The following is a 16,367-nucleotide window of genomic DNA, read 5'->3' on the forward strand; positions in this document are numbered from 1 at the left end:
CTCTCCAAAGAAAACTCCACTTGTAAAAGGTGGTAATACAAAGGCAGTAAATAATCTTGCGACACAGGAAAATAAGGCAAGAGGTTCAGTAATTGAAAATGTAGATAGGAATGGAAAAGATATTACACCAAGTGGAGATACAGAAAAAGATAAAGAAAATCCAGTAGATGTAAGACAATTTTTAACATTTCAAACTAAAAGTGGAAAAACTATGCACTTAATAGTGGATCACTCATCAAATCAAGATAATGTAAGGCTATTGACAGAAGTAGGAGAGCAAGACCTACTTAATATGATTGAATCAGAAGATAAAAATACTATAAAGGTTGAAGAGCCTAAGAAAGAAGAAGTAAAAAAAGAAGAACCTAAGACTGTTCCAGTAAAAGAAGAAACGAAAAGCGGAATAGGTTCATTTCTAATTATTGCACTTGTAATTGGAGGAGTTATAGGAGCAGGATATTATTTTAAGGTAGTTAAAGCAAAAGAAGATAAAATGTTGGAAGACTTTGAAGAAGATGATGAGGATTATATTAGTGAGTCAGAAGATGAGTCTGACAATGAAGAAAGCCATGAAGAGTCTTTAGATGAAGACGATGAACTATTATAAGGATATTAAATTTAAGTACAATTGAACTTTTGTCCCAGATATGATATGATATTTGGGACAAAGGAGGATTGTAATGAGTTCATATACAGAAAAAATATCAGATAAAATAAATGATTTTGACTCACATAAAGTATTTTTTGCTAATGACTTTTTAGATATTGCTTCTTATGAAACTGCTAGAAAGGCATTGAATAGAATGGTTAATGAAAGAAAAATTAAGCGTGTCATTGATGGCTTTTATTACAATCCAAGATATAGTGAATTAATTGGAGAGTACGAAGCAGTATCAATTCACGAATTAGCACTTGCCATAGCAAGAAAATACAATTGGAATATTGCACCATATAGTAGCACAGCCTTAAACTTATTAGGACTATCCACACAAGTACCAACTCACTATAAATATATATCTAGTGGAAGATATAAGGAATATAAAATTGGGGATACGGTTTTAGAATTTAAAAAAGTAAATCCAGGAGAAATTGCAAATATGTCTTTGAAAACAGCTACAGTTATTCAAGCAATTAAGTCTTTGGGCAAAGAAAATATAACTAACGAAGTTATACAAAAGATAAGAGAAAGCTTAACTGAAAAAGAAAGAACAGACTTAATGAATGAATCAAAATCAGTGCCATCATGGATATATGAAGTAATAAGGGAAATTTGTGAGGGCAAAAATGAATAAGTTTTATATAGAAAACAAAGAAGACTTAAGAGTTTTAATAGTAAATACAGCCAGAAAGAAAAATATATCTGAAGCAGTCATTGAAAAAGACTATTGGGTTACTTTTATCTTAGACTATCTATTTAATGAAAATAAATGGAAAGAATATTTTACCTTTAAAGGTGGAACATCACTTTCAAAATGCTTTAGACTCATTGAAAGATTTTCTGAAGATATAGATCTAATTTTAGATTGGCGAGTATTAGGATATGAAGAAAAAGAACCATGGATAGAAAGATCAAATACCAAGCAAGATAAATTCAACAAAAAAGTTAATGAAAAGACAGAAATATTTTTAAAAGATGAATTTTTAAAAGTTTTAGAAGAAGATTTAAAGGATTTTGATTTTGAATTTTCCATAGATACAATAGACCCACAAACAATTCTATGTAAATATCCTAAAATCTTTGAATCTAATTATTTGACACAAAATATAAGACTCGAAATAGGAAGCCTTGCAGCATGGACACCTGCAATTGATGTTGAAATATTACCAATAATTAGTGAAACATATGCAAATGTATTTAAAGAAAAAACTAATATAAGAACAGTATCAGCAGAGAGGACTTTTTGGGAAAAAGCAACTATACTTCATCATGAAGCGAATAGACCAGAATCTTCTCCTATGCCACATAGGTATGCAAGACACTTTTATGACCTATATAAAATTGCAAATTCAGATTTTAAAAACAAAGCCTTAGAGGATAAAGAATTACTAAAGAAAGTGACTGAATTTAAAATGAAATTTTATCCTAGGAAGTGGGCAAAGTATGAAGATGCATTAAATGGAAGATTAAGATTAGTTCCAAGAGAGTTTCGATTTTCTGAAATAGAAAAAGATTATAAGGCTATGGAAGAAATGATATATGGAGAATATCCAAACTTTGAAGAGATTATAAAAGTTCTTAAAGAACTAGAAAAAGAAATTAATAAGTAATAGAATTCTCCCAAAAATAATACAATATTCGGGAGAAAAACTTTGAGCGAGAGAGAAATCTTTCGCTCTTTTTTTATTTATGGAGGTATTAATGAAGTTAGTAATAGCAGAAAAGCCAAGTGTAGCGGTTACAATTGCAAAAGTAATTGGAGCAAGAACAAGAAAAAACGGATATTATGAGGGAGGTGAATACATTGTTTCATGGTGTGTTGGTCATTTAATTCAAATGGCAAGTCCAGATAAGATAGACGAAAAATGGAAGAAATGGACAATAGACACTCTTCCTATAATCCCAGAAGAATATATTTATGAAGTATCTAAAAGCACTAAAAAACAATATGGAGTTTTAAAGAAACTTTTAAACGATAAGAACATAGACACAGTAATAAATGCTTGTGATGCTGGAAGAGAAGGAGAGCTTATTTTTAGGCTTGTATATAATCAAGCTAAATGTAAGAAGAAAATTCAAAGACTTTGGATATCTTCAATGGAAAACAAAGCTATTGAAGATGGCTTTAGAAATCTTAAAGACGGAGAAAACTTTGAAGACTTATATAGATCAGCAAGTGCAAGAGCAATTGCTGATTGGCTGGTGGGAATGAATTTAAGTAGGCTTTATTCTTGCATTTACAAGGAAACATATTCAGTTGGTAGAGTACAAACTCCAACTCTATATTTAATTGCTAAAAGAGATAGTGAAATAAACCTATTTAAGAAGCAAAAATATTATACGGTAGACCTATCTTATGAAGGATTGAAGCTTGTATCAGATAGAATTGATAAAATTGAAGTTGCAGAACAACTATTAAATCTGCTAGAAGATGAAATAGTTATTACAGAGGTAGAAGATAAAGAAATAAGCACAAAACCAGATAAGCCTTATGATCTCACTACCTTACAGAGAGAAGCAAATAAATATTTTGGATATTCAGCAAATGATACTTTAAATCTGGCACAAGCTTTATATGAAAAAAAGCTAATCACATATCCAAGAACAGATAGTAGGTATTTAACTGATGATATGGTTAATACCATGAAAGAATTATTAGAAGGACTTGAAGAAGATTTTAAACTCAACAAATCAAACTTTAAGTCTGTTTTTAATTCATCTAAGGTTACAGACCACTATGCAATTATTCCTACTATATCGGGCATTGAAAAAGCTAAAGATTTATCTGATAAAGAAAGCAAAATCTATAATCTAATTAAGAATAAATTACTTGCTTCATGTTCGGATAATTTAAAGGAATCTAGCAGAAAAATCAGATATGAATATGATAAATTTAACTTTAATGCAAGTGGCAAGACTATAATCGATGAAGGTTATGCCAAGTATTTAAAGCCTTATGGAAAGGAAAGACAAGAAAATGAATTACCAGATATAAAGACTGGAGATAAAATTAAGCTAACTTCTAAAAATATATCTGAGAAATTTACAAAAGCTCCAAGTCATTATAATGAAGATACACTTTTAAAAGCTATGGAAAATGCAGGAGTAGAATCCTTGGATAAAGATATAGAAGTGGAAAGAAAAGGCTTGGGAACACCAGCCACAAGAGCAGGAATTATCGAAAATCTTATCCATAAGGATCTTATAAGAAGAGATAAGAAAAATCTACTTGTAACAGAAAAAGGCAATAGGCTTGTATCGATTGTAGAGGATAAGTTTAAATCAGCAGAAACAACATCTGAATGGGAAATGAAACTTGCAAAGATTAGCTCTGGTGAAGTAGATAAAGAAGACTTTTTAAGAGAAATTGAAAATAGTATAAGGGAGCTTGTAGATAGGTACAAGAATAATCTAAATGAATAAGGTAAAAATATTAGAGCTTTTCGGTGGTATTGGTGCTATTAGAAAGGCTTTTATTAATTTAAAGATACCTTATGAAGTAGTTGATTATGTAGAAATAGATAAGGCTTGTGTTAAATCGTACAACGCACTTTATGGAGAAGATTATAAGCCAAAATCAGTAGTAGGATATAAAGCTCCTAATGAGCAGATAGACTTAGTTATGCATGGAAGTCCTTGCCAAGACTTTTCAAGAATTGGAAAAAAGCAGGGAGGAGTAAAAAACTCAGGAACTAGATCAAGCTTACTATTTGAAACCATTAGAATAATTAAAGAAATGAAAGAAAAACCTAAATGGATAATTTGGGAAAATGTAAAGGGAGTCCTTGATAGAAATATGAGGGACTCCTTTTTTATTTATCTAAAGGAGTTAGAAGACCTTGGATATGAAAGTAAGTATGAAATCTTAAATGCAATGGACTTTGGTATACCTCAAAAAAGGGAAAGGATATTTGTTGTTTCGTGTCTAGGAGCAAATAACTTTTCTTTTAATAAATTGGAGAGGAAAGAAACAAGACCACTAAGTGAATTTTTAGAAAAGGATGTAAGTGAACTTTATACAATGACCCAACCTTATATGCTCAAATTTTTAAATAAAGGTATAGATAACAGTTTTAGAGGGCGACTCAAAGTGATTAAAGATTATTCTTATACTATTTCTACAAAACAGATGAGAGTACCTAATTCTGGAATAATAGATATTGGAAATGGTAAATATAGGTATTTAACAGAAAGAGAATGTTTAAGACTCATGGGTTTTGATGATAGCGATATTAACAAACTAGAAGAAGTACATCCAAGAAGAAAAAATTGCACATCAAGTAAACTATATAAGCAGGCCGGCAATTCTATTGTGGTTGATATTTTAATGGCTATTACAAAAGAAATTCATAGAATGGAGGTAGGAAATGCAAGTAAATGATTTTAAGAATATACAAGAAGCTATAAAGTATGAAGTGTTACAAGATGAAAAAGAATATTTAAAACTCTTAAAAGTTATAGGCAATAATCAGAAATATGATTTTTCTAGCCAATTAAGTATATATAACAAAGTACCTGAAGCTAGAGCTTGTGCGACTTTTGATATGTGGAAGAAATATTTTGGTAGAGTTGTTATGAGAGGTCAAAAGGGTATTCCAATTTTAGTTGGAAATGATATAAATCAAAGAATTTCATATATCTTTGATATTAGCCAGACCACATCAATGGATAGGAATATTAATGAGGTTAGCTTATGGCAGTTTGACCACGAAAACCATAACGATGCTTTAAAAGAAATAATAAATGCTTCTTCATTTGAAGCGAGTGATTCACTCAATGAAAATATATTTTCTTTGAGTCGAATTTATGGAGATGATTATATTAACTTGGCTCTTGCTGATTTGAGAATCGATATAGAGGATAGACTTAGCTTTGAAAAGTTTATGAGAGACTCAATATCCTATGCGGTAGCTAATAGGTTTAATACAGCCTATCCTATGGATATGGAAAATTTAAAAAATAATTTTTCTAGGATTAATACATTTTCTTTAGAACAGATAGGTCTTGTAATATCAAGGATTAGCGAAGATATTATAGATAGCACAATAGAAAAATCTAAGGAAATGGATCGTACTAGGCTGCTGACAGAAAGGGCTACTGCCGACTATAATAGAGATATAGAAAATATAAACGAAGATAGAGGAGGTCAAGATGATTTATATAGACGAGATGATCGGTCAAGAAGTAGAGATGGACGAGTTTTCACAGATGGAAGCGACAGAGGAAATAGCAATGAAGATCGAAGAGAAAACTTTGGACAAGATGGAGGGGGATCTGGAATTTATGGAGAAATTTCCGAATCCGACATACGCAGTTCTAAGACTGTCTTACCTGGTAGGGAGCGAGGACATGGAGAACTGGAAGAAGCTTCAGGAAATGTACGAGGAGAAAACACTTTTGAACCATCTGAAGGAAATTCAGAATCAGGCAGTGGAGTTCATCAAGAGAGAGAAAGTCAAGATGATGAAAGCACAAGGATTGACAGAGAAGATGAAAAGAGAGAATCCAGAGGAATACCAAGGACAGATGAACAACTTGATGGCAACAGTGAAGAAAATGGCAATCAAGGAATACGTGGAAGCTTAGAAAATGAAATAAGCCAAGAAAAGGAAGCTGATGAAGCTTCTTTTTTTGATGGCAAAAACACTGAAAATAGAAAAGATTATTGGATTGTAGAATTTAATGAAAACCACGAATTAGTTCCCGATTATAGTGGGCAGATAGTAACTAAAGACTTAATCAATGTCCTAAGACGAAAAGATATAGATGTTAAAGAACACAATCAAACTCATGGAGAAAATGAATTTGGAGAAATGACTGATGATTATATCGGATATTTCAAATTTTATTTTGACCACTATGTAGACGGCGAAGTTGTCGAGCATTATAGGATTGACCTTGGTGATGGTGAAGAAGTAAATGAGCGTGAATTTTCATATTTAGAAGAGCAAGTTGAACTAAGCGAGGAAAAATCTTTACAAGAAGAAGTTAAGGAAAATATAGAACCTAAATTTAAGATAGGCGACCAGGTTAGATATAAAGATAAGGACTTTACCATTACAGATTTTGATGAACTAAGTGGAGGACTTAAAACTGTAACCATTAGAGATAATATGGAGTATATGGGAGGTATGATTAGGGGTTCGGAAGTAATTCCATATAGAAACGATTCATACCTTGAAGAAATCTTTGAAAATCTAAGTCAAACATCAGAAAAACTAGCAGTAAAAGTTGGAAAAGAATTTATTTTAGAAGATGAGAATACCTTTGATGGAATTAACTTAATTGAAACTGGAGCTAAAGTAGAAGTTAATGGGGAAGAATATCCTTTATATAAGGGTGAAACATTTGAAGAAAGTAGAAAGATTGATGACCTTTTAGATAGTGGAAATTATGAGATATACAAATTATCTGAGCATGAAAATCAAATTGAAACAGAAGTAGAGCAAGAAAGCTTTATTGATAACCACAATCCCGAAATTGACCAAATGATGGATAAGTACAATGTGCCAAGACAAGCAGCCGAAAACTTATTGAGGGGTAAAGAGGATTTAAAAAATCTAGGCTATGAACCTAATAAGGAAAAGCTAAGTTTTGCTAGAAATTATGACTTGAAAAATCATATCTACTCAGAATACTTAACACCATCAGAAAAGCTAGATAAAAATATAAAAGCTATCAAAATGCTAAAAAGACTTGAAAATGAAAATAGAAGTCCAAGAGAGTATGAACAAGCATATCTTGCAGACTATCTAGGTTGGGGTGGTCTTGCCGATGTATTCGATGAAGAAAAAGGAGGGCAATGGCTTGAAGCAAGAAATATTTTAAAAGAAAACCTAACAAATGAAGAGTATTTGAATGCTAAAGAGTCTACCTTAACATCCTTTTATACACCTAGAGAGGTAATGGATGGAATATATAGGACGCTAACAGATATGGGATTTAAGACTGGAAATATCCTTGAACCGTCTGCAGGAGTTGGTAACTTAATTGGTAATATGCCAAGTGAAATGAAAGCATCTAAAGTCTATGGAGTAGAAAAAGATAGTCTAAGCGGAAGAATAGCAAGGGAACTTTATCCTGAAGCTAACATTCAAATTAAAGGCTTTGAAGAAACAAACTTTTCAAACAATTTCTTTGATTTAATTATAGGAAATGTTCCCTTTGGAGATTTTAAAGTTAACGATCGTGAATATAACAGAAATAACTTTCTGATTCACGATTATTTTTTTGCAAAGTCTATAGATAAGGTTAGGAATGGAGGAATTATTGCCTTCATAACATCATCTGGAACTATGGATAAAAAAGATGAATCTGTTAGAAAATATATTAATGCAAGATGTAAGTTTTTAGGAGCTATGAGGCTTCCTAATACAACATTTAAAGGACTTGCTGGTACAGAAGTTACATCAGATATTATTTTCTTAAAGAAGAGAGATTCAGTTATAGAAAGAGATGACGATTGGATACACCTAGCAACTGATAAAAAGGGTTTGACTTATAATAAATATTTTGTAGATAATCCTCAAATGGTATTAGGGGATATGAAAGAAGTATCTGGAAGATTTGGAAATACTATTACTTGTGATGAAAAAGAAGACGAAAATCTAAAAGATTTAATGGATCTTGCAAGTAAGGAAATATCTTCAAATTCAAAATATGAAGAGGTCGAACTATTGGAAGATGAAGAATTAATTCTTCCAGCAACAGATGATGTTAAAAACTTTTCTTACACTATTATTGATGAAGAGGTCTACCTAAGAGAAAACTCAGTCTTAATAAAGCAGAATATATCAGATAAAAATAAAGAAAAGATAAAAGATTATCTTGATGTAATGAATGCTTTGAAAGATGTAATAGAAAAGCAAAAGGACGATTTTTCAGACGCGGAAATAAAAGAATCACAAGCAAAGTTAAATGAAGTCTATGATAACTTTTCAAAGAAACATGGATTTATTAACTCCTTATCAAACACTAGAGCCTTAAAGGAAGACTCAAACTTTCCTTTGGTTTCATCAATAGAAATACTTGATGATGAAGATAATTTTAAAGCTAAGAGTGATATATTCTCAAAAAGAACAATAACAAAGGCAAAAGTAGTAGACCATGTAGATACTTCCCTTGAAGCCTTAGTCTTATCAATTTCACAAAAGGGATATGTAGACTTTGAATATATGGAATCTATCACAAGTAAAGATAGGAACACCTTAATTGGTGAGCTTGAGGGCGAGATATTTTTAGATATTAAGGATACAGACCTAATAAATAATAGAATGCCTTTTGAGAACTTTGATAATGACGATCCATTTCATTTTTCATATGTATCGGCTGATGAGTATTTAAGTGGCAATATTAGAGAAAAGATTGGCTATCTAAATTCATATATCGGAGAAATTGAAAATGTAATAGATTTAGCACCTTCTGAAAAGAAAGACACATTATTAAATGAGTTAAGCAAACTCAAATATCAGAGAGAAAAATTACAAGAAGTTATGCCTGAAGAACTCACTGCTTCTGATATAAATGTAAGGTTAGGAGCAACTTGGATACCTCAAAAAGATATAGAAGACTTTACTTTTAATCTTTTAAAAACACCAGGTTATGATAGGTGGAATATAAATGTTAGGTTCTCACCACACACAAGTGAATGGAATATTGAAGGTAAAAGTGTTGACTCGACTAATGACCTTGCTAACATGACTTATGGTACAAGTAGAGTTAATGCCTATAAGCTAATTGAAAATGCTCTTAATCTAAAAGATACGAAGGTATTTGACCAAGTAATAAACGATGATGGTTCTAAGACTTCTGTATTAAATAAAAAAGAAACTATGCTTGCAAGTCAAAAGCAGGAATTGATTAAAGAGGAATTTAAGAACTGGATATTTGAAGATCCTGATAGAAGATATAGGCTAGAAAAGATTTATAATGAAAAATTTAATTCAATTAGAAATAGAGAATTTGATGGCTCTAACTTAACTTTTGATGGAATGAATACTGAAATCAGACTACGAGAACATCAAAAAAACGCCATAGCAAGGACTCTTTATGGAGGAAATACACTACTTGCCCATGTAGTAGGAGCAGGAAAAACTTTTGAAATGGTAGCTTCTGCTATGGAATCTAAAAAGTTAGGGCTTGCAAGTAAATCATTATTTGTAGTTCCTAACCACCTAACCACTCAAATTGGTAGAGAGTTTATGCAGTTATATCCCTCAGCAAATATTATGGTGGCCGATAAAAAAGACTTTCAACCTAAAAATAGGAAAAGATTTATTGGTAGGATTGCAACGGGAGAATATGATGCAGTCATCATAGGACACTCTCAATTTGAAAAAATACCAATGTCTAAGGAATATCAAGTAAGGCATATACAAGACCAAATAGATGATATAGTTTCCTTTATTGATGAGAACAAAAGAAATAGAGGGGAAAATTTTACAGTAAAACAACTAGAAAAGACAAAGAAAAAACTCTTGGTAAGACTTGAAAAACTAAATGATGACTTTAAAAAAGATGATGTAATAACCTTTGAAGAACTAGGAGTAGATAAGTTATTTATAGACGAAGCTCATAATTACAAAAACTTATTCTTGCATACCAAGATGAGAAATGTTGCGGGTATCGGGCAAAGTGAAGCCTTTAAGTCTTCGGATATGTATATGAAATGTAGGTATATGGATGAAATGACAAATGGCAAGGGAGTTGTATTTGCTACTGGTACACCAATATCAAATTCAATGACTGAGCTTTATACCATGCAAAGATACCTTCAGTATGACGATTTAAAGGCAAGAGGATTAGAACATTTTGACGCTTGGGCTTCTACTTTTGGAGAAACAGAAAACACTTTTGAATTATCTCCAGAAGGCACTGGATATAGGCAAAAGACAAGATTTTCAAAGTTTTATAACTTGCCAGAACTGATGAGCATGTTTAAAGAAGTAGCAGATATAAAGACTTCAGATATGTTAAATTTGCCAGTACCAGAAGCAAATTTTGAAGTTATTAAAACAAAACCTACTGAGGAACAAAAAGAAATATTAGAAGCCATTTCAGAAAGAGCTGATGCGGTTAGAAATAACCAAGTAGAACCAACAGAAGATAATATGTTAAAGATTACAAATGATGGTAAAAAACTTGCTCTTGACCAAAGACTAATAAATCCACTACTTCCTGATGATCCTAATTCAAAAGTTAATGTATGCGTTAAAAATATCTTTTCGATCTGGGATAAGACAAAAGAAAATTCATCGACCCAATTAGTATTTTCAGATATGTCTACACCAAAAGGAGATGGAGAATTTAATATCTATGATGATATTAGAAATAAGCTAGTGAATATGGGAATACCTAAAGAAGAAATAGCCTTTATCCACGAAGCAGATACAGACAAACAAAAAGATGAATTGTTCTCTAAGGTTAGAAGAGGAGAAGTAAGGGTATTATTAGGCTCTACTCAAAAAATGGGAGCAGGTACAAATGTACAAAATAAACTAATAGCCTTACACGATTTAGACGTCCCATGGAGACCGTCTGACCTAGAGCAAAGAAGTGGTAGAATTGTTCGTCAGGGCAATGAAAATGATAAGGTAAATATCTTTAGATATGTAACCGAGAATACATTTGACGCTTATTTATGGCAGACAATAGAAAATAAGCAGAAATTCATATCCCAAATTATGACTTCAAAAACTCCAGTAAGAGTTGCAGAAGATGTTGATGAAGCAAGTCTATCTTATTCAGAAATTAAGGCTTTAGCTACTGGTAATCCTCTGATTAAAGAAAAGATGGACTTAGATAACGAAGTTACAAAACTAAAAATGCTGGAAGCAAACTATAAGTCTAATAAATATAAGCTTGAAGATAAGGTGAATAAAATTTATCCTCAAAGTATTTTAAAAACTGAAATGGAAATACAAGCGGTCAAGGAAGATATTGCAAGTATTGAGAAATTAGGAGAAGGAGATAGCAAATTCACTTCAATCAGTCTTGGTGCAGATAAAATTTTAGATAAAAAAGAAGCTGGAGAGAAGCTATTAGAAGAAATAAAAAAGGTAAAGATAAATGATAGCAAAGTCATTGGTAAATATAGAAATTTAGACTTACAAGTTTCATATAACTTTATGACTAATACTCACACTTTTAAACTTCTAGGAAAAGCAGAATATTTTGGAGAGTTTTCAAACTCTACTGATGGTAATATAACAAGGCTTGATAATGCCATTGAAAAAATGCCTTCAAGGCTTGAAAGATTAAATCAAAACCTTGAAAACTATAAAGAATCTTTAGAAAATGCCAAAGTAGAATTAACTAAACCATTTGAAAAAGCAGATGAGTTAAGGGATAAGACACTAAGACTAGCTGAGATTAATAAACTTTTAGATATGGGAGAAGTCGAAGAATTAGAAAACCAATCACCATTATTGGAAGATTTAAAGAGGGCGATAGTTGATTATTCCAACTACGAGTTTTCAGAATCTAATAGCTATGAAGACTTTGACAAATTATACCCTGATTTAAACCATATAGGACTTGCCTATACAGAAACACCTGATGGGAAGCATTCTATTCAATATGAGGTAAATTTGGAAGAAAAAACATGGACTCAGTATGTAGATAATGTTGCTATTAGAACAGAATCTTTTGTAGGAGAAGATATATCTAATTCACAAGCTCTTAAAGATATGACTGAAGCCATAAAGATGTCAAGTTTTGATGATCTGGTATCAGTAGATGAAGAAGATTTAAAGCAAGCCCTAGGACTAGAAATAGATGATGACGGAAACTTCTATGATCCACTTGCAAAAGATCTTGATAATGACGGAATACCAGATAGGTATGACAATGATTTTAAAGATAGTGATTACTTTGAATCAACTTATGATGTAGAGGATAATCTTCACGCAAAGGAAGAAAAACCATCAATATTGGGACAAATATCAAAATTTAAATCTGAAGAAGAAAAAGATAAAAATCAAGAAAAAAACGAAAAAGGACAAGAAAGGTAGAGGAGGGCTAAAGGCTCTCCTTATTTAGTACAAGGAGGAAATTATGGAATACAAAGATATTAGAGAAAACTTAGAAGAAATGATGAATGATAACTACAAGGATTTTATAAAAGCACTTGTGAGTATAGAAAAGGGCGTTACTGATGAGAAAGCACTTGAAGAAGTCTATGTTTTATTTATGATCAAAGACACAACAGGTCTATTAAATGATGACTTTGACTATATGATTGATGATATGAAAGAGCAAGGTAAGATTGTTGAAAATATCAATGAACTTGAAGAAAAAGACGATCTCATAAATCTCGTGGGTAATATAGCTGGCAAAGTAGAAAATCTTGAAAGAGAAAATGCTAATGGAGAAAAGTTCAAGGTAAGCAACTTTTCAATTGTTTCAAAAGATGACGATGGGAATAAAGTTTATACCAATTGTTCAGCCTATGGAGATAAGACAAAAGATTTAGATAACCTAAAACAAGGAGATTTTGTTAAAATATTTGGTCAAGTAAAAACAAGCATTGACAACAAAGGAAAAGAACATAAAAATGTTCGTATTTTGTCTTCTAAGCTCTTAAAAGCAAAAGAACAAGTAAAGAGTCAAGATAAAGATAAAAAGTCCATATTAGGGCAAATAAAAAGCTTTAAGACAGATGACAAAGTTAAGTCAAACAAGAAAGACCATAGCAAAGGTGCAGAGAGGTAAATATCGGCAGTCTTCGGACTGCCTTTATTTTTTTGTCATATTGAAACAGATTATATAATGGTGCTATATGTGGAGATTGTAGTATTGATGTATAGATAATAAGATAACAGATTATAAAAGTACGATTGAACTCAGTAAAATTGAAACAGCCTTAACTGAGAAAAATATGGGATATGACGGGGACTTAGAAATCGTTCTTATTCCAGAACTCTTAGAACAAATATTTTGATGGAAAAATCGGATTTTAACAAAGTTCTAAATGAGTCTTAAAATTCTGCCTCAAATAATTGAATTATGGGGGCTAAACATAAAGTCAGAAGAAGTCCCTAAAAAAAGTAAGACCAACAGAAAGACCAATGACTACACCCTTGTTTTTACTAAGGGCAGTGGAACTTGGTCTTTCTGTTTCTGATTTATCCCTACTAACAATTGGACTTGTAAATGATATGTTCACAGAAAAGAATAACGATGAATATAAATATAAGGAAGTGGCTACACAAGAAGACTTTGATAAGTTTTAAGTCATTACAAATGATATTGACAAACTATAATTATTGTTTTACAATAATAATCAAAGATAATTATCGTTTTACAATAATTCAATGGGGAGGATTATCATGAGAAAAAGATTTTTAATAATGGCTATTTTTCTTGTTTTTTCTATAGTTTTAACTTCTTGTAGTCCAAATACTACAACAGAACAAACAAGTAGTAAAAAAGAAGAAAAGATTGAAATATTTGATTCTAACAATAAAAAAATTGTTGAAACAGAAGAACAAGAAGTTTTAGACTACTTTGGCAATTTAACAGGAATGAGCGTAGCAAATATTAATGATAAAAACTTCGACAATTATTTTAAAGAAATACCAGATGATGCAATAGAGTCTTACCATTTCATATTAACCAGCAAGAGAGAGGATAAAAAAGCTACAAAGATAGATTTTTATATTTATGAAAATTATCCATATATTACAATGGAGGGAATGCCCATGATTCCATCTTCATTAACCTGGGAACTTTCTAAAGAAGATTTAAATTATTTGAAGGATAGAGTACAAGAATGGAAAGATGTAGATGATAATAGATAAACGAAAGTGTTGAGGAGAAGTTATGAAGAGTTTTATTTTTAAAATAGCGATTATATTATCTAAGGTTGTAAGATATATTTCATATTTAGGAGCAGGTTTTACCTTGCTTGGAAGTGTATTAACTCTGATTTTTAAAGATGATGTAATACAAGTAGTTGAATCTAATCAATTTAATCTACAAGAAGTTTCACTTCCTTTTATTATTTATTCATGCTTGAGTGCTCTTATGATATTCATTGTTGCTGGTTTCTCATTGGATAAATTTGAGAAGATTTTAGTGAATTTAGAGAAGAAAGATTATTTTTCAGACTTAAATTCAAAATATTCGAGAGATATATTAATAGCACTTATAATTCTGACGATTTGTCAAATTATTTCTATGCTAGTTTTCAATTATCTTAAAGTGGACAATATTAGCGGTGTTTTTAATTTAACTATTAAGGATTATTTAACGAATATAATTTTGATGGTTATAGCATTTTCATCAATGATGATATTTAATTCGGGAAAATCCTTAAAAGAAGATTCGGAAAGTATAATTTGAAAATGAAGGATCAAATAATTATAAATCTGGATCAAGTATTAAAAAAGAAAAATATGACATCAAAAGAGCTCGCAGCAAGGATAGGAATAACCGAAGCAAATTTATCAATATTAAAAACAGGAAAGGCCAAAGGTATCAGATTTAATACTTTAGCTAGCATCTGTAAGGAGCTTGATTGTCAACCAGGTGATTTACTTGAGTATGATAATGAAGAATATCAACAGTAAAATTAATGCATAAAATATAATGACAGTGTATTGACTACGCACAAATTTGGTCATATAATAAGGTCAAAGGAGATGGGGAAATGGCTACAACAAATTTGAATATACGAACAGATAAAGAAATAAAAGAAGCTGCCGAAAAAATCTACTCCAGTCTAGGCTTAAATATGACTACTGCCATTAACATGTTTTTAAGGGCGAGTATTAGAGAAAGTGGCATTCCTTTTGATTTAAAACTTAATGTTCCAAGTGATGAAACTATAAAAGCGATTGAAGAAGGAAGAATGATAGCTAAAGATACGAATGTGAAATCCTATGACAATATGGATGACTTGAGGAAAGCCCTTGAAGTATAAGATAAAGTTTACAAGTAAATTTAAAAAAGACCTAAAGCAAGCTAAAAAGCATAGGAAAAGATAATAAGGAATACACAAGTCTAAAAGTATACTCTGCCAAATTATTAAAAGCTAAAGAGCATACTAAAGCAAAAATATCAACAATAGAGAAATTAAAGAAATTTAAGACTAAAGGGGATATGAAAGTGGATGAAAAGAAGAAAAATGATAAAAGCATAGAAAGGTAAAAGATTATAGGGGCAGGTTTTTGTCTGCTTACTGTATTGTATGATGGGGCAAGTTCCAATACTGGGGTGAAAGTCCCTAAACAGCGTATTTGTCGACGAATTCCATAGCAATCCTGAAATTTCACATGGAGATATGTGGAAGAGAGGAACGACCTGACTTGATGAACATGAATATGATATTAAGGTTGGTTAGATATGTAGATTACAGTATACTAACAGTAGCAAACAGTGTAGTGGCAAATAGAGTAATAGTTTTAGTAACCAATGTATAGAAAAGAAGTTAGGATTAAAATAAATGCAACAAAATTCAAAGTTATTAAACCAACAAAGCTAAAATGTTTTGGATTTGAAGTCTGAAAAAGAAAAGACGATTAGAAGGCTAGAACAGACGAAAACTTTTTAAAAGATATAGTATATGTGATGACAGCAAAGACAATCTATTATCAATATAGTAGATATAGATATTGAAATGAGATAAAGAATAATGGTACAATATCTATAAGTAGACATTTATAAACAACGAAAGAAATGTATATTAAATCAAAAATTATAGATTTAA

12 protein-coding genes and 1 pseudogene are annotated in these 16,367 nt (G+C 31.1%); all 13 read left to right on the forward strand.

Going from position 1 to position 16,367, the window contains the following annotated elements; genetic code table 11:
• Nucleotides 1-607, forward strand: a 607-nt coding sequence (locus tag HMPREF0072_RS02620) for a CD1107 family mobile element protein (protein WP_004827267.1), incomplete at its 5' end; no start/stop codon positions are given.
• A 73-nt stretch (nt 608-680) separates the two neighbouring features.
• Nucleotides 681-1,292 carry a DUF6088 family protein gene (locus HMPREF0072_RS02625; RefSeq protein ID WP_004827268.1) on the forward strand — a complete coding sequence of 204 codons (612 nt, stop codon included), beginning with the start codon at nt 681-683 and terminating at the stop codon, nt 1,290-1,292.
• Nucleotides 1,285-2,268, forward strand: coding sequence for a nucleotidyl transferase AbiEii/AbiGii toxin family protein (locus tag HMPREF0072_RS02630; protein ID WP_004827269.1), 984 nt, complete (start codon nt 1,285-1,287; stop codon nt 2,266-2,268). Before HMPREF0072_RS02625 ends, HMPREF0072_RS02630 begins: the two co-directional genes overlap by 8 nt.
• A 91-nt stretch (nt 2,269-2,359) precedes the next feature.
• The gene (locus HMPREF0072_RS02635; protein WP_039931025.1) at nt 2,360-4,081 is read left to right on the forward strand and encodes a DNA topoisomerase 3; all 1,722 of its coding nucleotides are present in this window, start codon (nt 2,360-2,362) and stop codon (nt 4,079-4,081) included.
• Complete coding sequence (locus HMPREF0072_RS02640; RefSeq protein WP_004827271.1) at nt 4,074-5,039, forward strand: DNA cytosine methyltransferase; 966 nt, start codon at nt 4,074-4,076, stop codon at nt 5,037-5,039. Before HMPREF0072_RS02635 ends, HMPREF0072_RS02640 begins: the two co-directional genes overlap by 8 nt.
• 995 nt (nt 5,040-6,034) lie before the next feature.
• Complete coding sequence (locus HMPREF0072_RS12690; RefSeq protein WP_498365763.1) at nt 6,035-6,244, forward strand: TnpV protein; 210 nt, start codon at nt 6,035-6,037, stop codon at nt 6,242-6,244.
• A 581-nt stretch (nt 6,245-6,825) separates the two neighbouring features.
• Nucleotides 6,826-12,669 (forward strand): annotated as a pseudogene (locus HMPREF0072_RS12800) (helicase-like domain-containing protein); the annotation flags it as partial.
• A 43-nt stretch (nt 12,670-12,712) separates the two neighbouring features.
• Nucleotides 12,713-13,369 carry a hypothetical protein gene (locus HMPREF0072_RS02650; RefSeq protein ID WP_004827273.1) on the forward strand — a complete coding sequence of 219 codons (657 nt, stop codon included), beginning with the start codon at nt 12,713-12,715 and terminating at the stop codon, nt 13,367-13,369.
• A gap of 356 nt (nt 13,370-13,725) precedes the next feature.
• Nucleotides 13,726-13,890: a hypothetical protein gene (locus HMPREF0072_RS12130; RefSeq protein ID WP_002834868.1), complete on the forward strand. Its 165-nt coding sequence runs from the start codon at nt 13,726-13,728 to the stop codon at nt 13,888-13,890.
• Between the two features lie 96 nt (nt 13,891-13,986).
• A complete protein-coding gene (locus tag HMPREF0072_RS02655; protein ID WP_039931026.1) occupies nt 13,987-14,457 on the forward strand; it encodes a hypothetical protein in 471 nt (156 codons plus the stop codon).
• A gap of 22 nt (nt 14,458-14,479) precedes the next feature.
• Nucleotides 14,480-15,001 carry a DUF2975 domain-containing protein gene (locus HMPREF0072_RS02660; protein ID WP_004816338.1) on the forward strand — a complete coding sequence of 174 codons (522 nt, stop codon included), beginning with the start codon at nt 14,480-14,482 and terminating at the stop codon, nt 14,999-15,001.
• 2 nt (nt 15,002-15,003) lie between these two features.
• Nucleotides 15,004-15,228 (forward strand): helix-turn-helix domain-containing protein, encoded by a 225-nt coding sequence (locus tag HMPREF0072_RS02665; protein WP_004827275.1) that lies wholly within the window; start codon nt 15,004-15,006, stop codon nt 15,226-15,228.
• 80 nt (nt 15,229-15,308) lie between these two features.
• Nucleotides 15,309-15,581: a type II toxin-antitoxin system RelB/DinJ family antitoxin gene (locus tag HMPREF0072_RS02670; RefSeq protein WP_004812197.1), complete on the forward strand. Its 273-nt coding sequence runs from the start codon at nt 15,309-15,311 to the stop codon at nt 15,579-15,581.
• Nucleotides 15,582-16,367 lie beyond the last annotated feature (786 nt).

It is taken from the genome of Anaerococcus lactolyticus ATCC 51172, assembly GCF_000156575.1.
Lineage (GTDB): Bacteria > Bacillota > Clostridia > Tissierellales > Peptoniphilaceae > Anaerococcus > Anaerococcus lactolyticus.